The 19,745-nt window shown below is 71.6% G+C and carries 21 protein-coding genes; 7 read left to right on the plus strand and 14 right to left on the minus strand.

Translation table 11 applies throughout. The features are described from left to right. Nucleotides 1-2: 2 nt before the first annotated feature. Nucleotides 3-1,238 carry a methyltransferase, FxLD system gene (gene fxlM, locus JFB92_RS08590; protein WP_199037043.1) on the minus strand — a complete coding sequence of 412 codons (1,236 nt, stop codon included), beginning with the start codon at nt 1,236-1,238 and terminating at the stop codon, nt 3-5. A gap of 147 nt (nt 1,239-1,385) precedes the next feature. Here fxlM and JFB92_RS08595 point away from each other — a divergent pair, with 147 nt between their 5' ends. Next, nucleotides 1,386-1,706: a hypothetical protein gene (locus tag JFB92_RS08595; protein WP_199037045.1), complete on the plus strand. Its 321-nt coding sequence runs from the start codon at nt 1,386-1,388 to the stop codon at nt 1,704-1,706. 60 nt (nt 1,707-1,766) lie between these two features. On the opposite strand, the gene JFB92_RS08600 is transcribed toward JFB92_RS08595, so the two are convergent. Beyond that, nucleotides 1,767-2,546: a class I SAM-dependent methyltransferase gene (locus JFB92_RS08600; RefSeq protein WP_199037047.1), complete on the minus strand. Its 780-nt coding sequence runs from the start codon at nt 2,544-2,546 to the stop codon at nt 1,767-1,769. Between the two features lie 221 nt (nt 2,547-2,767). Between JFB92_RS08600 and JFB92_RS08605 the strand changes: the two genes are divergently transcribed. Continuing rightward, nucleotides 2,768-3,043, plus strand: coding sequence for a hypothetical protein (locus JFB92_RS08605; RefSeq protein ID WP_199037049.1), 276 nt, complete (start codon nt 2,768-2,770; stop codon nt 3,041-3,043). A gap of 68 nt (nt 3,044-3,111) precedes the next feature. Here JFB92_RS08605 and JFB92_RS08610 read toward each other — a convergent pair whose 3' ends face one another. Further along, nucleotides 3,112-3,981: an aminoglycoside phosphotransferase family protein gene (locus JFB92_RS08610; protein WP_199037051.1), complete on the minus strand. Its 870-nt coding sequence runs from the start codon at nt 3,979-3,981 to the stop codon at nt 3,112-3,114. 79 nt (nt 3,982-4,060) lie between these two features. Then, nucleotides 4,061-4,954: an alpha/beta fold hydrolase gene (locus tag JFB92_RS08615; RefSeq protein WP_199037053.1), complete on the minus strand. Its 894-nt coding sequence runs from the start codon at nt 4,952-4,954 to the stop codon at nt 4,061-4,063. Nucleotides 4,955-5,032: 78 nt separating this feature from the next. Here JFB92_RS08615 and JFB92_RS08620 point away from each other — a divergent pair, with 78 nt between their 5' ends. Further along, nucleotides 5,033-5,701: a TetR/AcrR family transcriptional regulator gene (locus JFB92_RS08620; protein WP_199037055.1), complete on the plus strand. Its 669-nt coding sequence runs from the start codon at nt 5,033-5,035 to the stop codon at nt 5,699-5,701. 169 nt (nt 5,702-5,870) lie between these two features. Here the strand turns inward: JFB92_RS08620 and JFB92_RS08625 are convergent, their stop codons facing one another. From JFB92_RS08625 to JFB92_RS08635, 3 genes are all read right to left on the minus strand, one after another. Further along, nucleotides 5,871-6,179 carry a trypco2 family protein gene (locus tag JFB92_RS08625; protein WP_199037057.1) on the minus strand — a complete coding sequence of 103 codons (309 nt, stop codon included), beginning with the start codon at nt 6,177-6,179 and terminating at the stop codon, nt 5,871-5,873. Between the two features lie 51 nt (nt 6,180-6,230). Beyond that, nucleotides 6,231-7,040: a class I SAM-dependent methyltransferase gene (locus JFB92_RS08630; protein ID WP_199037059.1), complete on the minus strand. Its 810-nt coding sequence runs from the start codon at nt 7,038-7,040 to the stop codon at nt 6,231-6,233. A 158-nt stretch (nt 7,041-7,198) separates the two neighbouring features. After that, on the minus strand, nt 7,199-7,816 hold the full coding sequence (locus JFB92_RS08635; protein ID WP_199037061.1) for a LysE family translocator: 618 nt from the start codon (nt 7,814-7,816) through the stop codon (nt 7,199-7,201). Between the two features lie 215 nt (nt 7,817-8,031). Here JFB92_RS08635 and JFB92_RS08640 point away from each other — a divergent pair, with 215 nt between their 5' ends. Next, a complete protein-coding gene (locus JFB92_RS08640; RefSeq protein WP_233162697.1) occupies nt 8,032-8,991 on the plus strand; it encodes a DMT family transporter in 960 nt (319 codons plus the stop codon). Here the strand turns inward: JFB92_RS08640 and JFB92_RS08645 are convergent. Next, the gene (locus JFB92_RS08645; RefSeq protein WP_199037063.1) at nt 8,988-10,172 is read right to left on the minus strand and encodes an MFS transporter; all 1,185 of its coding nucleotides are present in this window, start codon (nt 10,170-10,172) and stop codon (nt 8,988-8,990) included. The genes JFB92_RS08640 and JFB92_RS08645 overlap by 4 nt on opposite strands. Nucleotides 10,173-10,432: 260 nt before the next feature. On the opposite strand from JFB92_RS08645, the gene JFB92_RS08650 reads away from it, so the two are divergent. Beyond that, on the plus strand, nt 10,433-11,356 hold the full coding sequence (locus tag JFB92_RS08650) for a cation diffusion facilitator family transporter (protein ID WP_199037065.1): 924 nt from the start codon (nt 10,433-10,435) through the stop codon (nt 11,354-11,356). 36 nt (nt 11,357-11,392) lie between these two features. Here the strand turns inward: JFB92_RS08650 and JFB92_RS08655 are convergent, their stop codons facing one another. Continuing rightward, entirely contained in the window at nt 11,393-11,635 is a 243-nt protein-coding gene (locus JFB92_RS08655) for a helix-turn-helix domain-containing protein (protein ID WP_199037067.1), read from the minus strand. Between the two features lie 196 nt (nt 11,636-11,831). Continuing rightward, on the minus strand, nt 11,832-12,644 hold the full coding sequence (locus JFB92_RS08660; protein WP_199037069.1) for an FHA domain-containing protein: 813 nt from the start codon (nt 12,642-12,644) through the stop codon (nt 11,832-11,834). A 109-nt stretch (nt 12,645-12,753) separates the two neighbouring features. On the opposite strand from JFB92_RS08660, the gene JFB92_RS08665 reads away from it, so the two are divergent. Next, nucleotides 12,754-13,113 (plus strand): hypothetical protein, encoded by a 360-nt coding sequence (locus JFB92_RS08665; RefSeq protein WP_199037071.1) that lies wholly within the window; start codon nt 12,754-12,756, stop codon nt 13,111-13,113. Nucleotides 13,114-13,126: 13 nt separating this feature from the next. Here the strand turns inward: JFB92_RS08665 and JFB92_RS08670 are convergent, their stop codons facing one another. The 4 genes from JFB92_RS08670 to JFB92_RS08685 form a co-directional block, all read right to left on the minus strand. Beyond that, a complete protein-coding gene (locus tag JFB92_RS08670) occupies nt 13,127-14,917 on the minus strand; it encodes a serine/threonine-protein kinase (protein ID WP_199037073.1) in 1,791 nt (596 codons plus the stop codon). Nucleotides 14,918-14,996: 79 nt separating this feature from the next. Then, entirely contained in the window at nt 14,997-17,093 is a 2,097-nt protein-coding gene (locus JFB92_RS08675; protein ID WP_199037075.1) for an iron ABC transporter permease, read from the minus strand. Then, complete coding sequence (locus JFB92_RS08680; RefSeq protein WP_199037077.1) at nt 17,090-18,082, minus strand: ABC transporter substrate-binding protein; 993 nt, start codon at nt 18,080-18,082, stop codon at nt 17,090-17,092. Before JFB92_RS08680 ends, JFB92_RS08675 begins: the two co-directional genes overlap by 4 nt. Before the next feature lie 8 nt (nt 18,083-18,090). Then, nucleotides 18,091-18,921: an ABC transporter ATP-binding protein gene (locus JFB92_RS08685; protein WP_199037079.1), complete on the minus strand. Its 831-nt coding sequence runs from the start codon at nt 18,919-18,921 to the stop codon at nt 18,091-18,093. Nucleotides 18,922-19,151: 230 nt separating this feature from the next. Between JFB92_RS08685 and JFB92_RS08690 the strand changes: the two genes are divergently transcribed. After that, nucleotides 19,152-19,709, plus strand: a complete 558-nt coding sequence (locus JFB92_RS08690; RefSeq protein WP_199037081.1) for a DUF7144 family membrane protein — start codon at nt 19,152-19,154, stop codon at nt 19,707-19,709. The last annotated feature ends 36 nt before the right edge of the window (nt 19,710-19,745 follow it).

The following is a 19,745-nucleotide window of genomic DNA, read 5'->3' on the forward strand; positions in this document are numbered from 1 at the left end:
CGCTACTCGACCAGGATGGCCAGGCGGCTGTGCCGCTTGGGGACGACGAACCTGCCGGCCGCGATCGGCCCCGAGTCCGGGCGGTGGGCCTCCAGCTTGAGCCGCACGTGGTCGCGGCATTCGCGGTCCCAGACCTGGATCTGCTCGGCGACCTTGTGGGCCAGCCCGTCTCCGGCCGGCCCGTGGCCGCGCACCCCGAGTTCGACCTCGCCCTTGATGTCGGCGCGGCGGCAGGCCACGTAGGCGAAGTCGCCGCCGTCGACCACGGCCGGATTGGCCCAGCGCAGCAGGAGCCGTAGCGAGCCGTGGTCGCCGAAGGGCGCGTTCATGCGCCCGTATCCGGTGAAGGCGCAGGCCAGCCACAGCGACAGCTGCGCGACGTCCGCTCCGGGGAGGACGCGCACGCCGGTCCAGACGGTGGTGCCGCGCTCGTCGAGCAGGCCGCGAGCGCCTTCGGCGGCGACCTCCCGGTCGGCGTGGAAGGTGATGATGCGGCCCTCGGCCAGCTCCACCGTCTGGGACTGGTGGGCGCCGAGCCCCCGCATGGGCATGAATCCGCAGCACACGATCGAGCTGCTGCGCATGACCCCGTCCGAGTAGTCGAAGGCGATCGAGTGCTCGGAGCTGCGGATCTGGAGCGGGGCGACCAGCCGCCCGCCGTCGGCGAGCTGCTCCCACCAGGCCGGGGGCAGGTCCCAGGTGCCGACGGTGACGATGACGCGGTCGTACGGGGCGCCGTCGGCGAAGCCGATCTCGCCGTCGCCGTGGACGACGCGGACCCGGCCGTAGCCGGTGGCCTCCAGTGCCTCGCGGGCGCGCCGGATGGAGTCGGCGTCGAGGTCGACGGTAGTGACCGCGCCGTCCTCGCCGACCAGTTCGGCCAGGAGCGCGGCGTTGTAGCCGGTGCCGGCGCCGATCTCGAGCACCCGCTGGCCGGGGCGGACGTCGAGCTGCTCGAGCATCTGGGTGACGATGGACGGCTGGGAGGCCGAGCTGATCGGATCGCCCTCGCTGTTGCGTTTGGTGACGACCACTTCGTCCTGGTAGGCGGCCTTGACCGAGACTTCGGGCACGAACCGGTGCCTGGGCACGGCGAGCACTGCCCGCTCGACTCGGCGCGACTGCAGGGCGCCGCGCTCGCGCAGTTTGGAGACCAGGGCCGTGCGGCGCCTCCACGCCTCTCCGCGCTCCGGGGCGGCGTCGGCGGGGCCACCGCTGGTGCGCGCGTGCTCACTCACATGGACAAGCCTACGTCCGGTTCGTGGCGACGTCCTCATCCAATTGAGTCACCGGTGTGTCCGCGGCGCCGCCTCGGCGGCTCGGTCGCGGCTCACCAGCCGAAGGCCCGCCAGGTCCACGAAGGCCCGAACCGGTATAAACGGCGGATGGAGCCCGAGGGTCGAGCAGAAGGCGTTGCGAAGCAACGCGAATCACCGTTCGAGGCGCTCCGGCGCCATTTCACGATGCTGGTCTTCCGCGTCCAGTCCGCCTCGGCTCTCGCCTACATGGGCGCCGCGTCGCTGGTCGGCATCGAGGCGGCGGCCCTGATCATCGGTTTCACGACCGTCCTGCCCGTGGCCGTCCCGTTCTTGGTCCTCGTCCTGGGCGGGGTCTACTTCTTCCGTGAACGGCTGCGCGCGGTCTGGACGCGCCTGCGGGGCGGCCGCAGTGAACCCGGGGCGTCCTCGGAGAACTCCGAGGACTGATTCCACCTCGCCGTGCTCCACGACCGGATCGGTCGGGCGGTTCGGTCCTGACGATCGGTCCTAGGACGCGGGCTTGAGGACCGCCAGGTACTCGTGGTGCTGCCGCAGGAGGGCGACCAGTCCCGCGTTGTCCTCGCCGAGGCCGACCTCCTTGCCTCCCGCGAGGATCCCGTCGAGGGCAAGGCCGGTGCCCTCCAGCAGCAGGCCGAGGTCCGCGGGGCTGTAGCAGCGCAGCCGCTGCGTGATCCGCCGCCGCGGTTCGGCCGTGTCCCACCAGGTGTCGACCGCTGTGGACGAGACCGGGTCGAACTGGATGCGCTGCATCAGCTCGTGGCGGTAGCCGCGCTCGGGATGGGCGCTGAGCAGCTCGGACTGTCCGTCCCAGCCGGCCCACACCAGGGGGTTGAAGACGTCGACCAGCGCGGTGCCGCCCGGAGCGAGCCACTCGGAGGCGATGCGGTTCAGGAGCCGGCGCTGATCGGCGTCGGAGCCGATGCCGAACCCGTTCCAGTAGGCCACGGCGTCGAAGCGTCCCTCGAGTTCGATCTCGTAGAAGTCGCCGCGGACGATCCGCAGGCGGTCGGTGCCGAGACGCTCGGCATGGACGGTGGCCCGCTCGGCCCGGTCGGTCAGTTCGACGCCCGTGACGGGGTGTCCGGCCTCGGCCAGTGCCGCGGAGGTATTGCCGTAGCCGCAACCGAGTTCGAGGACGCGCAGCGGCTCGGGTCCGCACAATCGCTGAAGGATTTCGACGCGTCCCCGGTCGCGCTCGCCGACGCCGGACTCGGCCTCGGCCCACCAGTGTCCTGTGCGCGAATAGAAGTCCTGGACCCACTCCATCTGGGGAGCCTATGAGAACGCCACCGGCGCAGGCAACGGCTTTTCCCCTGGATCGAGTCGCCGCGAGAGCGGCGCGCACCAATCGGTTCGGCCCTTCGATCATGAGCTTCTTTTGTTGCGACTCTTGGCTTTTCGCTGATACCATCGCTGGCGGGAGGAGGTTTCGCACAAGCGGTCTACTTATCTTCGGAGCGGTGGCCGCGAGAGACCCTGGAGGTTTCATGACCGCCAAAACATTCCTCGTTCGCGCCGGAGCCGCTGCCGCGGCCGGAGCCCTGGCGACCGTCGGCCTCGCGTCGGCGGCCTCGGCCTCCGAATCGGACGGCTGGTCCTGGCAGAGCGTCGGAACGAGCGCGAAGGACGTCTCCTCGACGAGCGTCCCGACCGCCGACAAGGACGGCTGGTCCTGGCAGAGCGTCGGTGAAGGCACCGACGGCATCCACTGGATCAGCCTCTCGACCGCCGACGACGAAACCGACGGCTGGTCCTGGCAGTAGCCGAGACAGGTAGAGGACTGCGACCCGTGGCGGGCTCCGGCCCGCCACGGGTCTTCGATCTCCCGGCCTTAGGCGGCCAAGACCCGTTCCAGGGCCGCCTCGCCGGCCCGCTTCCAGGTCGGCTTGCCGCCGAGCAGGCCCGCCTCGCCGGCCCGTCCGATGTGCAGCAGCCCGAAACTCCGCCGCAGCGCCCAGCCGCGCGCCCTCCTGACGGTGTCCTCGTCGGCCGCGTACGCGTCGAAGAACCGCTCCGCCCCGCCTTCGGGCAGCAGCAGCCAAGCCGCCGAGAGGTCGGTCGCCGGGTCGCCGGCGCACAGCTCGCCGAAATCGATCACGCCCGCCAGGGCCCCGTCCGCGCTGACCACGTTCGCCGGATGGAGGTCGCCGTGGATCCAGACCGGTGCCCGGTCCCACTCGCGAGCCGCGAGAGCGTCGTCCCAGGCCTCGCGCATTCGAGCGGCCCGTGGGTCGTTCGCCATCCCTTCGAGGTTCCGTTCCGTCTCCTCGGCGAACCGTTCGAGCGGGACGCCGCGATCCGGGTTGGCGGGAGCCTCGCTCGGCGCCTCCCGGTGCAGTGCGGCTAGGAATGCGGCGAGGATCTCCGCCGATCGGACGCCGTGGCGGACCTCCGCCCGGTCGGCGGGCTGCCCCTCGACCCAACTCGTGACGAGCCAGGCGTGGGGAAAGCGGTCCGACGGCGCCCCGAAGCGCACGGGAGCCGAGATCGGCAGGGGCAGGCGCCGAGCCAGCTCGGGGGCCCAACGCCACTCCGTTTCGAGCAGTGCCGGGCCGCGCTCGGTGCGCGGCAACCGCACCGCCAGCTCATCGCCCAGGCGCCACATCTGGTTGTCCCAACCGCCGTCCACCCGCAGCAGTGCCAACCCGGCCAGGTCGGGGTGCTGCTCCCGGAGCAGCGCCCGCACATGTTCCTCTTCCATCACGAACTCACCCAACCAGATCCGGCGGCACCAGCCGATCCGGGCACCGGCCAGGGACTGGCCGCCGCCGAAGAGACGGCTACCGGACTCGAACGGCGTCGGCGACGGCGCGGATCTCGTCGGCGTAGCGCCCCCAGATTCCCCGCGGCAGGTCGTGGCCGACGCCTGGGGTGATCACGAGCTTGGCACCGGGTATGGCCCTGGCCAGGTCGCGGGCCGCCGAGGTGCGCAGCAGCTGGTCGGAGTCGCCTTGCAGGACCACCGCCGGCACGCGGAGATCCGCGAGCCGCCCGCCGCTCCAGTGCGCGCCGAGCTGGCGTCCCATGGTCGAGTCGTCCCGCACTGGGCAGACGTCGTCCTTCTCGATGCGGGAGAGGGCCTCGGCCTCGTCGAACGGGAATCCCGGCGAGGCCAGGGCCCGGGAGATGGCCAGCGACATGGCTATGTCGCCTTCGCGCGTCTCGGGGAAGCGCAGTCGCGCCATCCGCGCGACGGACCCGAAGCGGATGTACCACAGCAGCTTCGCCCTTCCCGCGTCGCTGGAGACGGCCGCGGAGGTGGCGAGGCTGCGCACTCGTTTCGGGTGCCGAATGGCGATGCGCTGGGCGTTCAGGCCGCCGTTGGAGTGTCCGAACAGGTGCGCCGAGTCCCAGCCCATCGCGTCCATGACGGCGGTGGCGTCGTCGGTCACGTCCTCGCCGGTGTAGGCGGGCGGCCGGCGGCGGAACAGCGCGGTCACCGGGCGGGCCGCGGCGGCCGGGAAGTGCGTGGACTGGCCGGCGTCGCGGTTGTCGTAGGAGGCCACGTGGAATCCCCGGGCGATGAGCTCATCGACCAGGCCCGGGGGCCACCAGAACCTGGTCACCGAGGCGCCCTGGACCAGCAGCAGCGGCTCGCCGCCGGTGCCGCCGAGGTCGTCGAAGGCGATGCGGACGCCGCCGTTGTCGGCGTATCCGGTGGGTGAAGGGCTCATGGTTCCTCCCGAGTTCGCGAACAGTGTTCTCAAACTCTAGCGTTCGAGTACAGTGTTCGCAAACATTTGGAGGGCGAGATGACCGACGACACCACGCCGATCTGGCTGCGGCCCGAACGCGCCGCGGTCGGGCGACCGGCCGAACGCACCCGCGCCGAGATCACCGCCGCCGCCATAGCCGTCGCCGACCGGGGCGGCCCCGACGCGGTGTCGATGCGCAACATCGCCGACGAACTGGGCACCGGACCGGCGTCGCTGTACCGCTACGTCGGCGGCCGGGACGACCTGCTCGACCTGATGGTCGACGCGACCGCCGCCGAGTACCGCCTCGACCCGCCCACCGGCGACCACGTTCGCGACCTGGTGGCCGTCGCCGAACAGGCCCGGTCCATCATGCTGCGCCACCCGTGGCTGCCCGAGCTGGTCCTGACCCGACCGGTCCTCGGACCGTGCACACTCGACGTGCTCGACCACGTCCTGGAGGCCCTGGCCGATCACCCGGGCGACGGTCGCACGAAGCTGGAGATCTTCGCGCTGCTCAACGCCATTGCCGCGACATTCGCCCTCAACGAGCTCGCCGCCGGGAACCGGGCTGAACGAGCCGCCGCCTACCTGGGCCACATCGCGGCCGCAGGAGAACGCCCCCGCATCACCGCGCTCTGGGACGAGCTGACCGCCCCGAACGACGACTCGGACGACCGTCGCGCCGAACGGCTGGCCGCGCTCGTCTCCAGCCTGCTCCAATAAGCACCGGACTCCGAGGGTAGGGCCGAACCGAACCACCCGCGCCGCCACGGCACCACGCTGCCTCCATTACGAGTGCCCCGAAGCGGCCCCCTCGGACTCGACGGCGGCGGCCTCTTGTCCGTACTTTTGGGCGAAATCAACTTTGATCATTGAGCCTCACCAGCAGCGGTCAGTCCATGGGGTCGGAGGCGGACATGTTCACCGGGCGGGTGGTTCCGTTCTCCCCTTTTACCTTGGGGTGGAGGGAGAGTTTGATGCGGTGGTGGTTGGACCGGTCGTGGCCGAGTTTGCCGTCGGCGTTGAACATGTTGAGCACCGACAGACCGATGCCGCCGCCCTGGTGCTTGGTGACCTCCAGGGTCAGTTCCAGCTCGATGTCCTGGACTTCGAGGCTGATCTGGTCGTCGGCTTCGGCGATGGCCTCCTTGAGTTCTCGGCGGATCTCGGCCACGGCTTCGCTCAAGGGAATGGGGTCCATCCGCCGACACTAGCGATTCGGCGCCACCGGCGAGTCCCCTGGCGGTGTCGGTTACCCGACAATGTCGGCGACGGTGAGGAGGTGGCCGCTGGCGCCCAGGAGCGACGGCTCGCACTCGATTTCGCGCATGGCCGCGAGGTAGTGGGGGCCGAGTTCGTCGTGGTCGAGGATGTCGTCCAGTTCGGAGATGAGTCCGGCGGGGCCCTGGACCGCGTACTGGCGGACCTCGGGCATGCCGGCCCCGGCGAACTCCGCGGCGATCTCCCCCGGATGATGGAGGTAGGCGGTGGTGAACAGGCCTTGGTCGAAGTACCCGATGTCGCCCTCTTTGAGCGCGCGCAGGCTCTCGTCGGATTCGATCGGGGTGATCCCGTTGAACCTCATGTGGAGCCAGTCGGCCCATCCCGCGGCCCGGTCGATGGTCACGGCGGCGAGGACGCCTCCCTCGCGGGCGGCTCGTCGGGCCTCTCGCAGGGCCCGGACGCGGTCGTCGGGTTCGGTCAGGTGGTACAGCGGTCCCATCAGGAGCACCGCGTCGAAGGAGTCGTCGTCGCAGGGCAGGTCCCTGACGTCGCCCACGCGCGCGGTCACGCCCGGGAGTTCGGCCGCGACGGCGACCTGGCTCTCGACCGGGTCGATCAGCGTCACGCGGTGGCCGTCGGAGGCGAGCCATTCGGAGTGGATGCCGGTCGCCCCGCCGACGTCGAGGACGTCGAGGCCGTCTCCGGGGAGCGTGCGGCGCAGGAGGTCCTGCATTCTGGCGAATTCGAGCCTGCCGCGTCCGGACTTGGTCAGCCGGTCGCGCTCGCCGCCCTGTTCGTAGTACTCCTGGATCTCGAGCTCCAGCCTCCACGCGTTCATGGCGTCGATCTTCGTCGATCGGGGTGGGGCGGGGCGAGTCCTTTTCTGCGGCGGCCGGTCGGGCCTTCGCGCTCCCGCAAGCGTGTCGGGCCGCGCGGCCGGCCGCCGCTCGGACCATCTCACAGCATCGGGACCGGGGCTCGTCGCGCGGGTGGGACCTAACTGGAGGCGACCCGGAACCCGAGCGCGACCAGGACCGCGCCGGTGACGCCGTTGATCCAGGCGCGCACGCTCGGGTTGTCGAACACCTTTCGCAGCAGGCCGACGAGATTGGCCAGGGCCAGGAACCACACGCCGTTGACGGCCGCGGCGACCGCGGCCAGTCCGCCGATCTGGACGAGACCGGAGCCGCCGTCGATGAACTGCGGGACGAGGGCGGTGAAGAACACCAGGGCCTTCGGGTTGAGGACGTTGGTCAGCAGGCCGGTTCGGAACGCCTGCCAGTGGGTGATCTCGCGCGAGAGGTTGAGGCCGCCGACCGGCTTCTTGCGGTCTTTGAGCGCGCTGATGATCGATCGGACTCCAAGGTACACGAGGTAGGCGGCGCCGGCGATCTTGACGACGGTGAAGGCGAGGACGGAGGCGGCCAGGAGCGCGGCCAGCCCGAAGGAGGTGGCCACGACCCAGACGCTGATGCCGAGGGCGACGCCGAGCGCGGTCCACATCCCGGCGACCCGGCCGCCTAGCATAGTGTTCCTGGTCACCATGGCGAAGTCGGGTCCGGGGACGATGGAGGCGATCAGGATCGCCGTCGCGAACACCATCAGCGCGGTCATCGGCGTCTCCTCTCCGCGGGCGCGGGCCGCGGTCAATTCTGACACCGGCGGCCGGGCTTAGAGTGGGCGCATGCGTTCTGGACAGCTCTCCCCGCCCGCCGCTTAGCAGCGGGCCTCTCCCATCCGCGCGTGTCGGGCCGCGGCCCGGCGCGCGTCTCGGTCGTGCCCGCAGATGAGATCCACCTTTCCGAATCTCACGTGCAGGGGAACGCACCTTGTCCACCTCGATCGAAGTCATCGCGCCGGTCGGCGCCTCACGGGCCGCTCGGCGCGGCCTGGTCTTCCTCACCTACACCGGCCTGTCCTGGGGCACTACGGGCGCTGTGGCCGAACTCGTCTACCGGGCCTCGGACTTCGGTCCGATGGCCCTCTCGTTCTGGCGGCAGCTCGGCGGGCTGGTGCTGCTGCTGGCCTTCTTGGCGGTGCGGCCGCGCGCGTCGCGTCCGGTCCGGCCGCTGCGGCGACTGCGGTCGCGGCTGCCGCTGCTGCTCGGCGCCGGGGTCGGAATGGCGGTGTTCCAGGCCGCCTACTTCGTCGCCGTCGAGGCCACCGGCGTGGCGGTCGCGACGATCGTCACGCTCGGGTGCGGGCCGATCCTGACCGCCGCCGGGGCCCGGGTGCTGCTGGGCGAGCGGATCGGCCACGGCGGTCTGGCGGCCGTGGCGGGGGCGCTGTGCGGGCTGGGAATCCTGGTCGGCTGGAATGCCGAGGGCGTGGCGACCACCGCGGGGATAACGTTGTCCGTGATTTCGGCGGCAGGATACGCGACCGTCACGCTCCTGGGCCGCCTGGCCGGGCGGGGCCCGGTCGGCGAGGACCCGTTCGCGCTGACGGTCTGGTCGTTCGGGGTCGGCACGGCCGTGCTGCTGCCGCTCGCCCTGGCCGAGGGGATCGCCCCGGCCGGCGAGGGGACGGCGGCCGCGTTCGGCCTCGTGGGCTACCTGGCCGTGTTCACCACCGCGCTGGCCTATCCGCTGTACTTCGCCGGGACGGCGAGGGTACGCGCGGCCACGGCGTCGGTGATGATGCTGCTGGAGCCGGCCAGCGCGGCCGCGATCGCCGTGGGCTTCCTCGATGAGCCGCTGACGGCGGCCACCGCGCTCGGGACGCTGGTGCTGCTGGGGTCGATCGCGCTGCTGGCGGTGGCCGAGTCGCGGCGGCCGGCCCTCGGTTAGCGGCGGGCGACCAGGAGTGCGACCGGGGCCAGCAGTGCCGCCCCGATCCACAGCACGCTCGTGGTCGACACCGTGTCGACGGCCACGCCCCCGGCCCAGGACCCGATCGCGATCGAGAGGTTGAACATCATGGTGTTCAGGCTGGTCGCGATCTCGGTCCGGTCGGGGGCGGCGCGCATGTACCAGGTCTGGACGGCCGGGGAGACCAGGCCGTAGCCCAGGCCCCACAGGATCAGGACGGCCGCGGCCGAGACGGTGTCGCCGACTGTCAGCGCCATCAGGACCATCGCGGCGGCGATGGCCGCCGACAGGCCGACGAGGGTGCCGCGCAGCCGCTTCCCGATCAGGGCCCCGGCGGCGAAGGTGGCCGCCAGCGCGGCGATGCCGTAGACCATCAGCAGGCCCGAGACGCCCCCGGCGCCGATGCCGTTGCCGATCAGGATCGGCCGCAGGTAGGTGAAGGCGATGAACTGCCCGGCGACGATCAGGAAGGTCAGCAGCAGTCCGGTGCGGACCCCGGAGGATTCGCGAAGCAGCCGCGGCAGGTCGGAGAACCGCGCGCTCCCGGCGGAGGGCAGGGGTGGCACCAGGACCCAGACGGCCGCCAGGACGACCAGGGCCAGTACGCCGAGGCCGACCATGGCGGCCCGCCAGCCGAGCAGGTCGCCGACGAGGGTTCCGGCCGGGACGCCGACGACGCTGGCCGCGCCGATGCCGCCGAAGATCACCGCGGTCGCGCGCGGGACGTACCGCTCGGGCACCAGCCGCACGGCGATGCCTCCGGCGATGGACCAGAAGGCACCGATGGTCACGCCGACCAGGACGCGGGCGGCGAGCATGAGCGCGAAGTCCTCGGCGAGCGCGGCGGCGAGGTTGGCGCCCGCCACCAGGACGGCCAGGCCGAGCAGGATGCGGCGGCGGTCGGCGCGTCCGGCCAGGACGATGCTGACCGGGGCGGTGGCGGCGGCCACCAGGCCGGGGACGGTGACCATGAGCCCGGCCCGTCCGGCGCTGACGCCGAGGTCGGCGCCGATGTCGGTGAGCAGGCCCACCGGCAGCAGTTCGGCGGTGATGACGGCGAAGACGCCGAGGGCGACGGCGGCCACGGCCAGCCATTGCCGGAGGGTGGCGCGTTCGACGCCGGGGGTGGTCTCAGTGGTGCGCTGGTCAAGGGCGGTCACGACGCTAGGCCTTTCGCAGAATCGGTTCTCGGCACGACCCTCGCGGGTCTTCATATGCCGGAACCGGTCCGCCACTCGGTCCTGCGTCGGTGCCGCGGGCCAGATCCGCACAGGGGCCGCGTTCGCGGCCGGGACTTATAGTCGATCCCTTGACGGTGTGCGGGCCTCGCCGTGGCCGAGTGCGCGTAGCACTCGGGGCGCCACCGATGTGCAAGGATAACACCGCGCGCGACACCCCTACCCGAAAGGAACACGAGCCTATGTCAGCTGAGGGCGGCACCAAGGCGATCCTGGCCGCGCTGGCGGCCAACACCGGAATCGCGGTGAGCAAGTTCATAGCCGCCGGGATCACCGGCTCGGCGTCGATGCTGGCCGAAGGCGTCCACTCGGTGGCCGACGCGTCCAACCAGGCGCTGCTCCTGCTCGGCAAGAAGCGCTCTGAGCGCGAAGCGAGCCCGGCGCACCCGTTCGGATACGGCCGCGAGCGCTACATCTACGCGTTCATCGTCGCGATCGTGCTGTTCACCGTCGGCGGGCTGTACGCGATCTACGAGGGGTACCACAAGCTCTCCGACCCGCACGAGCTGTCGTCGCCGATGGTGGCGGTCGTGGTGCTGGTGATCGCGATCGTGCTCGAATCGTTCTCGCTGCGCACGGCGGTCAAGGAGTCGAACGCGGTGCGCGGCGAGCGGACGTGGGTGCAGTTCGTGCGCGGCGCGAAGTCGCCGGAGCTGCCGACGATCCTGCTGGAGGACATCGGCGCGCTGGTCGGCCTGATCGCCGCGCTGCTGGGCGTCGGGCTGTCGATCCTGACCGGGGACCCGATCTTCGACGCGATCGGCACGCTCGTGATCGGCGTGCTGCTGGTCGCCATCGCGGTCGTCCTGGCCGTGGAGATGAAGAGCCTGCTCATCGGCGAGTCGGCCTCGCTGGACAACATCGCCGCGATCGAGGCGGCGATCACCGCCGACGGCTCGATCAACCGGATCATCCACCTCAAGACCCTCCACATCGGGCCCGAGGAGATGCTGGTGGCCGCGAAGATCGCGATCGAGCGCGGCGAGACCGGGGCCGAGATCGCCGCCGAGATCGACGGGGCCGAGAGCCGCATCCGCGAGGCGGTCCCGCTGGCGATGCAGATCTACCTCGAACCGGACCTGGATCGGGTCCGTGCGGAGCGGTAGCGATGGTGCCGCCGCTGCGCGGCGGCACCTCCTCCCCTATTCGGCGCCGAGCAGTTCGAGCAGCCGCGGCACCGGCACCCGGTAGCTGTGGCCGATCCGGAGCACCTGGACGGGGAACTCCCCGTCCTTGGCCAGCCGGTAGGCCACGGTCCGTCCGATCCCGAGGATCTGCGCGGCCGTCTCGACGTTGGTCATGACTCCGAGCGCCTTGACCCGTTCGACGGTCCACACCTCGTCCTCGGCGACGTTCGAAAGCCCCGCCTTCGCATCCGGTGTCATGCGATTCCTTTCCTCATGATCCGAGCAGGCACGGGCGGCCCGCACCCGGACGTCATGGACCAGTCGACCCCATGCGGCACCCTCGTGTCCAGACCGGATCGGCCGTATTCACCCGTACGCGTGGCGGATCGGCGCCAGGCTGGGCGGGATCGGACGGCATCGGGCCCGAGCGCGGGACCCGGGCCGGCCGATGATGTCAGTCGTCGGGGAAGATCCACCGCAGGTCCGGCGGCACCAGGGTGGCCGACTCGAGCAGCTCGACGACCAGGTGGTGGTTGAGGGCGTTGCCGACCGGCTCGCCCACCTCCTCGCGGGTCAGGCCGCGCACGCCCTTGCGCGAGAGGCGGGACCGCACCCGCGTGGCGATCCGCTCCACGCGCCGGTCGCTCCAATTCCCGTCGGGTTCGACGCGGTCGAGCGCTTCGGCGGCCTCGCGCCGGGAGACCGGCTGCGGGAACTCCTCGTGCAGGAGGTAGCGCTGCGCCAGGGCCACCATCACCAGCCGCTCCTCCCCGCTGAGCGCCCAGGCCTTCTGGTTGGTGTCGGCGGTGTGCACGTCCGGGGGCCGGTAGCCGCTCTCGGGCACCACGTACAGCTCCATGAGGTGCTCGCGCCGCTGGGAGCCGCGCACGAACAGCGGCGTGTAGCCCTCGGGAAGCGCCACCGGATCGTCCTGCGGGGACACCAGCCGCGAGCCCGGCAGCCGCACCGGAGTCCTCCCGAGCGCGTCGACCCACCAGCGGCCGGTCCGGTGCGTGAGTCTGCCGTGTTCGCGGCTGACGGCGCGGTCCTTGCCGCCCAGGCAGACGTGCACCTCGTCCCGGTTCCGTCCGAACAGGATCGACCGGCCTTCCCTGGGCCCGAACGCGATGCCGCCTTCGAGGGAAAGGGCGTAGATCATCCCCGGCGGGGGCCGGTCGGGAAGGCCGGACTCGAGCCGATCGGGAACGCCGAGCGCGAGCGTCGCCAGGTCGGCAGGGAGGCTCGCTCCCTGATCAATATCGGTCACATCGACCTCCAACTGCCGCGTCCCCCCTACGTTGGCACGCCGCGGTCGGGACCCCTCCCGCCCGGGACGGACTACAACTGTATGACCTAATCAGCACAGGAGGATTCCGATGCGCCGCAGCCCGATCGCGATCGCTCTCACCGCAGCGGCCATGCTCGCTCCGGCCGCCTGCGGGCAGGGCGATGGGCTGCCGGAAGCGGACGACGGCACCGATTACGACACCTGCTTCGAGGGGACCTGCACCGTGCTGGTCACCGAAGGGGTGGAGGTCGAGATCGACGAGTCGTTCCAGGTCGGCACCGTCTCGGTCGAATCGATCAATGACGACACGGTCGACTTGGAGGCCGCCGGCGGCGGCCTGTCGTTCACGCTCGCGGTCGATACCACCGGCAACTTCCAGGGCCTCCTCATCGTCGAGGTCCTCGGCATCGAGGGAGACGAGGCCGTCCTGCGGTTCTATCCGGCCTAGCGGGTCGGCCGACTCAGCCCTCCGCGAGCGCGGCGGCGGCCGGTTCGGCAAGGTCCAGGGCCATCTCGCACAATTCCTCGTTCGGGGCGTCGCCGTAGACCAGCAGGCGGACCAGTTCGGCGGTGGTGGTGCCGTCGCCATCGGCGCTAGGGCCCTGACGGTGCACGATGCTGACCAGGCACGAGTCGTCGGTCCAGCGGTCGCGCTGGAGGTAGGCCTCGCGCCCGCCGAGCGTGATCGGCTCGCCTTCCTCGGCGGTGAGAGGGTCGCTGCGCTGGAACAGGATCCGCAGCCGGTAGTCCCTGGTGGTGCTGCCCCAGTTGCACTCCCATTCGCCGTAGTTGACGACCGGGTGGGTGGCGTCGATGCCGGGGAACAGTTCGAGCTCGTCGTTGCCGAGGAGGTCGCAGGCGCTGAGGCTGATGAGCGAAGACGGGTCGAGATCGTCTTCGCGCCTGGGGATCTGTCCCTGCTCGAGCACGTCGAGGGCGGTGCCGACGGCCAGGTCGGCCATCGCGCACAGGTCGACGTCCCGGCCTCGGTCCTGGGCGGCGTCGATCGAGATCAGGTGCCTCCCGTCGGGCAGGACCAGCTGCCGTTCGCATATCTCGGGCGCCTCCGGGTCGAGGCGGACGACGCCGACCTGCCCGATCATCTCGACCTGGCCCGAGGGCGGGTGCTGGGAGGTGCGCCAGATGTCCACCTCGACGTCCACCTCGTCCTGCCCGAGGTCGACGACCACGTCGCAGGAGTTGAATATGCCCTGGTCGGTGTCGAACCGGGCCTCGCCGTAGTCGGTGTAGTCGTCGGGGTCGAGCAGGGCGCAGGGATCGGCGGTGACCGCCTCGCCGATGAGGTCGACCTGCTGTCCGACGGTGCCGCCGTCCGCGGTGCCTTCTCCGGGGGCGCCGCCGGTGTTCCAGTAGACCAGTGCCACGGCCGCGGCCACGGCGATCGCGGCGGATCCGCCGCTCCAGGCGAGGTTGCGGCGGGTCAGCAGTGCCGCTCGCGGTTCGGAAACCGGCGTTTTGCCGAGGGTCTCGGCCGCCTCCCCGGCTCCGGGACGCCGCTTGGGGTCGAAGTCCAGCATGGACGACAGGAGCTGTTCGAGCCCCCCGGCGCGGCGGGGCGCGTCGATCTCGCGCTTGATGGTGCGGCGCAGGCGCGCGAGCTGGTTGCCCCGGCCGAACGGGGAGGCGCCCTCGATCGCCTCGAACAGGGTCGCACCCAGCGAGAACACGTCGGAGGCCTTGGTGAAGCGGCCGCCGTCGGCGACCTCAGGGGCCAGGTAGCCGGGGGTGCCGGCCAGGCGGCCGGAGACGGTGATGGTCTCGGCGTCGTAGACCAGGCGGGAGATCCCGAAGTCGGCCAGTTTGGCGCGGTCGTCGGCGGCGACGAGGATGTTGCCGGGCTTGAGGTCGCGGTGGAGGATGCCCTCGCGGTGCACCGCGGCCAGGGCGTCGGCCAGCTGCGCTGCGATCTCGGCGGCCCGGTCGGGGGCGAGGCGGCCGAGTTCGGCCAGGGTGCGTCCGCCGGGGATGTACTCCATGACCAGCCACCAGTCGTCGCCGTCGCGGATCACGTCGTGGACGGCGACGACGTTCGGGTGGTTGACCTTCGCGGCTGTGCGCGCCTCCGACCGCAGCCGCTCGGAGTCGGCGTCGTCGGCGTCGGACAGCGCGCGTTTGAGCGCGACGGTCCGGTCCAGTTCGGTGTCGGTCGCCCGCCACACCTCTCCGTGGCCGCCGGAACCGAGCCGTTCGTCCAGCCGGTAACGTCCGCCGACCTTCCTGCCTTGGCGCACCGTTGCTCCTGTCGCCGTTCTAGATCGCTCCAGTCATGGATAGCAGCCCCGAAGTTGGTCTCCGGGACCGGTCGGACGTCTACGCCGAGGCGCGGCGGGTGCGCCACAGCAGCCACACGAAGTACGGCGTGCCGATCAGCGAGCACACCAGGCCGGCCGGGATCTGGGCCGGGGCGATGACGGTGCGGCCGAGGGTGTCGGCGACGCTGACCAGCAGCGCCCCCAGCAGCATCGCCGCGGGCAGGGCCCGGGAGGCGCGGGAGCCGACCAGGGCGCGCGCCAGGTGCGGGGCGACCAGGCCGACGAACGAGACCACGCCGACCACGGCGACGGCCGCGGCGGTCAGCAGCACCCCGGCGGTCAGCAGCGACAGGCGGCTGGGCTCCAGGCGGACCCCGAGGGTGCGCGGGGTGTCGTCGTCGAGGGTGAGCAGGTCGATCTCGCGGCGGTGGGAGGCGATGAACGGCACCAGCACGACCAGCGCGACCGCCACCGGCAGCAGCCGCTCGGCGGTGCGCCCGTAGGTGGACCCGGACAGCCAGGTCATGGCCTTCGGCGTGTTCCAGGGGTCGGAGTAGATGATCAGCAGGGTGACCGCGGCCAGCGCGATGGCCGAGACGCCGATGCCGATGAGCACGATCCGGGCGGTGTCGAGCCCGCCGCGCCAGGCCAGGCCGTAGACGACGGCGAAGGCGGCCACGGCCCCGGCGGCGGCGCAGGCGGTGATCGTCCACGGCCCGGCCCCCGGCGCCCAGGTGATGAGGGCGACCGCGCCGACACCGGCCCCGCCGGTGACGCCGAGGATGCCCGGCTCGGCCAGGGGATTGCGGCACACGCCCTGGATGACCGTCCCGGCCGCGGCGAGCGCGGCCCCGGCCAGGATCGCGGCGGCCACGCGCGGATAGCGCTGGTCGATGATCCAGGTGTAGGCCCGGCCCGTGTTGCCGCCCAGCCAGTTCCAGAGGTCGCCGCCCAGCAGCATCGTGTCGCCCGAGAGCATGCCCGCGAGCAGGGCCGCGGCCAGCAGGGCGGAGAGGACGACGGTGATGAGCGCGAAGCCGGCGCGGGTGCGTCCGGCCGCGCCGTGGAGCATGGCCGGGCGTCCGGCCGTGCCCGCGTCGGTGGCGCGGCGGGCCAGCCACACCATCACCCCGGCGCCGAGGACGGTGGTGGTGACGCCGACGGGGATGATGTACCCGGCGCTGCCGCCGAGCACGGCCCGGACGGCGATGTCGGCGCCCATGAGTACGATCGCACCGCAGATGGCGCTGAAGGGCACCAGCAGCCGGTGCGGCAGCAGGTCGGGGACGCGGTTCGCGATGAGGCGGGCGATGACCGGCGCGGCCAGGCCGACGAATCCGATGGGTCCGGCCACGGACACCGCCGAGGCGGCCAGCAGCAGCGAGCAGACCACGGCGGCCAGGCGGGTGCGCCGCACGCCGATGCCGAGGCTGGCGGCGGCGTCGTCGCCCAGGCGCAGCACGTCGAGGCGGGGCCCGACGGCGACGGCGGCGACCAGGGCGGCCAGGACGATCGGCCCGGTCTGGGTCAGCGGCCCGAGGCCGGTCAGGCTCAGGCTGCCCGAGCCCCACGCGAAGAGGCTGATGGTGTTCTCCTGGAACAGCAGCAGCAGGAGCGTCACGAGGGCGTTGGCGGCCAAGGTGACCGCCGATCCGGCGAGGATGAGCCGGGTGGTCGAGGCGCCGCCCCCGGCCGAGACGGCCAGGACGAGGGCCGCGGTGGCGGCCGCGCCGACGAAGGCGACGCCGACTCCCGACAGGACCGGCAGGCTGATGCCGAAGGCGGCGACGACGGCGACGGCCAGGTAGGCGCCGCCGGTGACCGCGAGCGTGTCCGGGCTGGCCAGGGGGTTGCGGGCGATCGACTGGAGCAGTGCCCCCGAGGCGCCCAGAGCGATGCCGACCAGCGCGGCCGCGCCCAGCCGCGGCAGCCGCGAGTCGGTCAGGACGTGCAGGGTCGTCTCGTCGGCGCGGCCGGTCAGCAGCCCCAGGAGGTCGCCGGCGCCGATGGACGACGACCCCTGGGTGACGTGGAAGGCCGCCAGCGCGACCAGGAGCGCGACTGCGAGCGCGAACGCGGACGCCGCAGGCAGGAAGCGGGTCCGCGGCCGCGCCGCGGCTCCAGGCCGCGCCGGCGGGGCCTGGAGGGTGCTCAAGAGGTGTAGACCTCGGCGAGGAAGTCGAGCAGGACCTCGCTGGAGGCCGGGCCGCCGAAGGTCCAGGCGCCATCGGTCAGCTGGTAGGTGTGGCCGTCCTCGACGAACTGGAGGTTGGCCCAGATGTCGTTGGCGGGCAGGGTCTCGGTGAACGGGCCGGTGCCGTCGGCGTCGTTGTAGATCAGGCGCAGGTCGGTCTCGGCGTACTCGGACATGCCTTCGATGTCGTTCTGCCCCAGGCCCCATTGGCCGTCGGTCTCGCCGTCCCAGGCGTTGGTCAGGCCCACCGCGGTGGCGAGGTTGCCGACCAGGGAGGTGGGGCCGAACATGCGGATGGCGACCGTGCCGCCCTCTTCCCAGCCGTCGACCCACAGGTAGGGGATGTCGGCGGTGCCGGCCTCGCCGATGGCGGCGGCGACCTCGCCGATCTTGGCGTTGAACGCCTCCATGAGCTCGTCGGCCTCGTCGGTCTTGCCGAGCAGCTCGGCGATCATGTAGAGGTCCGAGCCCATGCGGGTGAGGTTGTCCTCTTCGGAGGAGCCTTCGGCGACCAGGACGGGCGCGAACTCGCTGATCGAGTCGATGAGGGCCTCGTCGTCGGACTCCATGATGACCAGGTCGGGGCTGAGCGAGGCGATCGAGTCGACCGAGGGCTCCTGGCGGGTGCCGACGTCGGTGACCGAGTCGTCGAGCGGGACGGAGGCGCCGACCCAGGTCTGGTAGCCCTCGACGTCGGCGACGCCGGCGGGCATCACCCCGAGGCTGGCGGCCATCTCGGCCTCGGCCCATTCGAGGGCGACGATGTTCGTCGCCGGAGCGTCGAGTTCGACCGTCTCGCCGGTAGCGTCGGTGACCGAGACCGGGCCGGACTCCTCGGATGGCTCGTCGCCGCCGGAGTCGGAGCCGGACTCGGTGGTGCCGCAGGCGGCCGCGGCGAGGAGGGCGGCCACCGCGGGCAGCGCGATGAGGGCACGTGGGTGGATTCGCATCGGGTTCCTTACTTGTTGGCGGCCGGCTCGGCCAGTCGCCGCCGGTTGTGGCGGCCGAGGGGCCGACAGGAGAGCAGGCCGGTTACGGGGTCGGCGTCGACTTCGATGTCGATGCCGTAAGCGGTAGTGAGGTGCTCGCCGGTGAGCACCTCGGCCGGGGTTCCGGACGCGAGGACGCGTCCTTCGCACATCAGGACCGCGCGGTCGGCGACCGCGGCGGCCTGGTCGAGGTCGTGGAGGACGACGCCGACGGCGGTGCCGTGGTCGTCGGCCAGGTCGCGAACCAGGTCGAGGATCTCGACCTGGTAGCGCAGGTCGAGGTGGTTGGTGGGCTCGTCGAGCAGGAGCACGCCGGTGTCCTGGGCCAGGCAGGAGGCCAGCCAGACGCGCTGGCGCTCGCCGCCGGAGAGGGAGTCGACGCCGCGGGAGGCCATGCCGGTGATCCCGCAGATGTCCATGGCGCGTTCGACGGCGGCCGGTCCGTCCTCGTCGCCGGCCCTCCAGCGGCCGCGGTAGGGGTGGCGGCCGTAGCCGACGACGTCGACCACGCGGACGCCGCCGGGCACGGGCCTGGACTGCGAGAGCAGGGCGACCCGGCGGGCGAAGGACTTGGGGCTGAGCGCGGCGGCGGGCACGCCGTCGTCGAGGGCGATCTCCCCGGACTCGGGGCGGTGGAGGCGGGCGAGGGCGCGCAGGACGGTGGACTTGCCGCTGCCGTTGGGGCCCAGCAGCGCGGTGACCTCGCCGGGCTCGACGGCGATGTCGGCGCCGTGCACGACGGTCTGGCCGAAGTAGGCGAGTTCGAGCGAGCGTCCGCGCAGGCCGGCATCCTGAGACATGAGGCAAGGCTAACCTACGAATCCGGAAGGCTGGAGCCCCCTGCCCGGCGGAGTCGCAGGCCACTGCGCGTTCGACTCGTAGCGCCTATTGAAGAATTCTGTTCATATAACCGGCTAAGGGGTCGAAACGGGGTTACTGTGAGGCCGTCAGTATCGCGAAGCACGTGGCGGACCTCGTGCGACCCAAGCCGAGGCCACGGCGCACGTGAGAGCCGAGGGAGGGTACCGCGATGGCCCGCAGTACGAGCCGAAACTGGGCGGTCGGGGGCACGATCTTCGCCGCCAGCATGATGATCATGGTCGGCGTGTGGCAGGTGCTCATAGGCATCGCCGCCATCGCCGAGGACACGATATTCGTAACTACGCCCGACTACATCTACCAGCTCGATCTGACCGGCTGGGGCTGGATACACCTGATCATCGGCGGCCTGGCGGTGATCACCGGCCTGTTCATCTTCGGCGCCCAGGAGTGGGCTCGATGGGTCGGCATCGCGCTGGCGATCGTGTCGGCGATCGGCCAGTTCTTCTGGATGCCCTACCAGCCGCTGTGGTCGATGGCCGTGATCGCCGTCGACGTCTTCGCGATCTGGGCACTGGCGACCGTGGGCGAAGGCATGGGCGGCGGCTTCGACGAGCGCCGCACCGAGACCGGCGAATGGTCGAGCATGGACACCCAGGACCAGCCGATGACCACCAACCCGAGCCGCACCATGGACGACGCGCAGCAGTCCGCGAGCGACGCTGCCAAGGCCGAGCACCGGATGCCGCCGGGCGCGGCACCGCAGTAGCACCGGAGCGCAACTCGGCCCCGGCTCAAACGAACC

Source organism: Glycomyces salinus, assembly GCF_016428645.1.
GTDB classification, from domain to species: Bacteria; Actinomycetota; Actinomycetes; order Mycobacteriales; family Micromonosporaceae; genus Glycomyces; species Glycomyces salinus.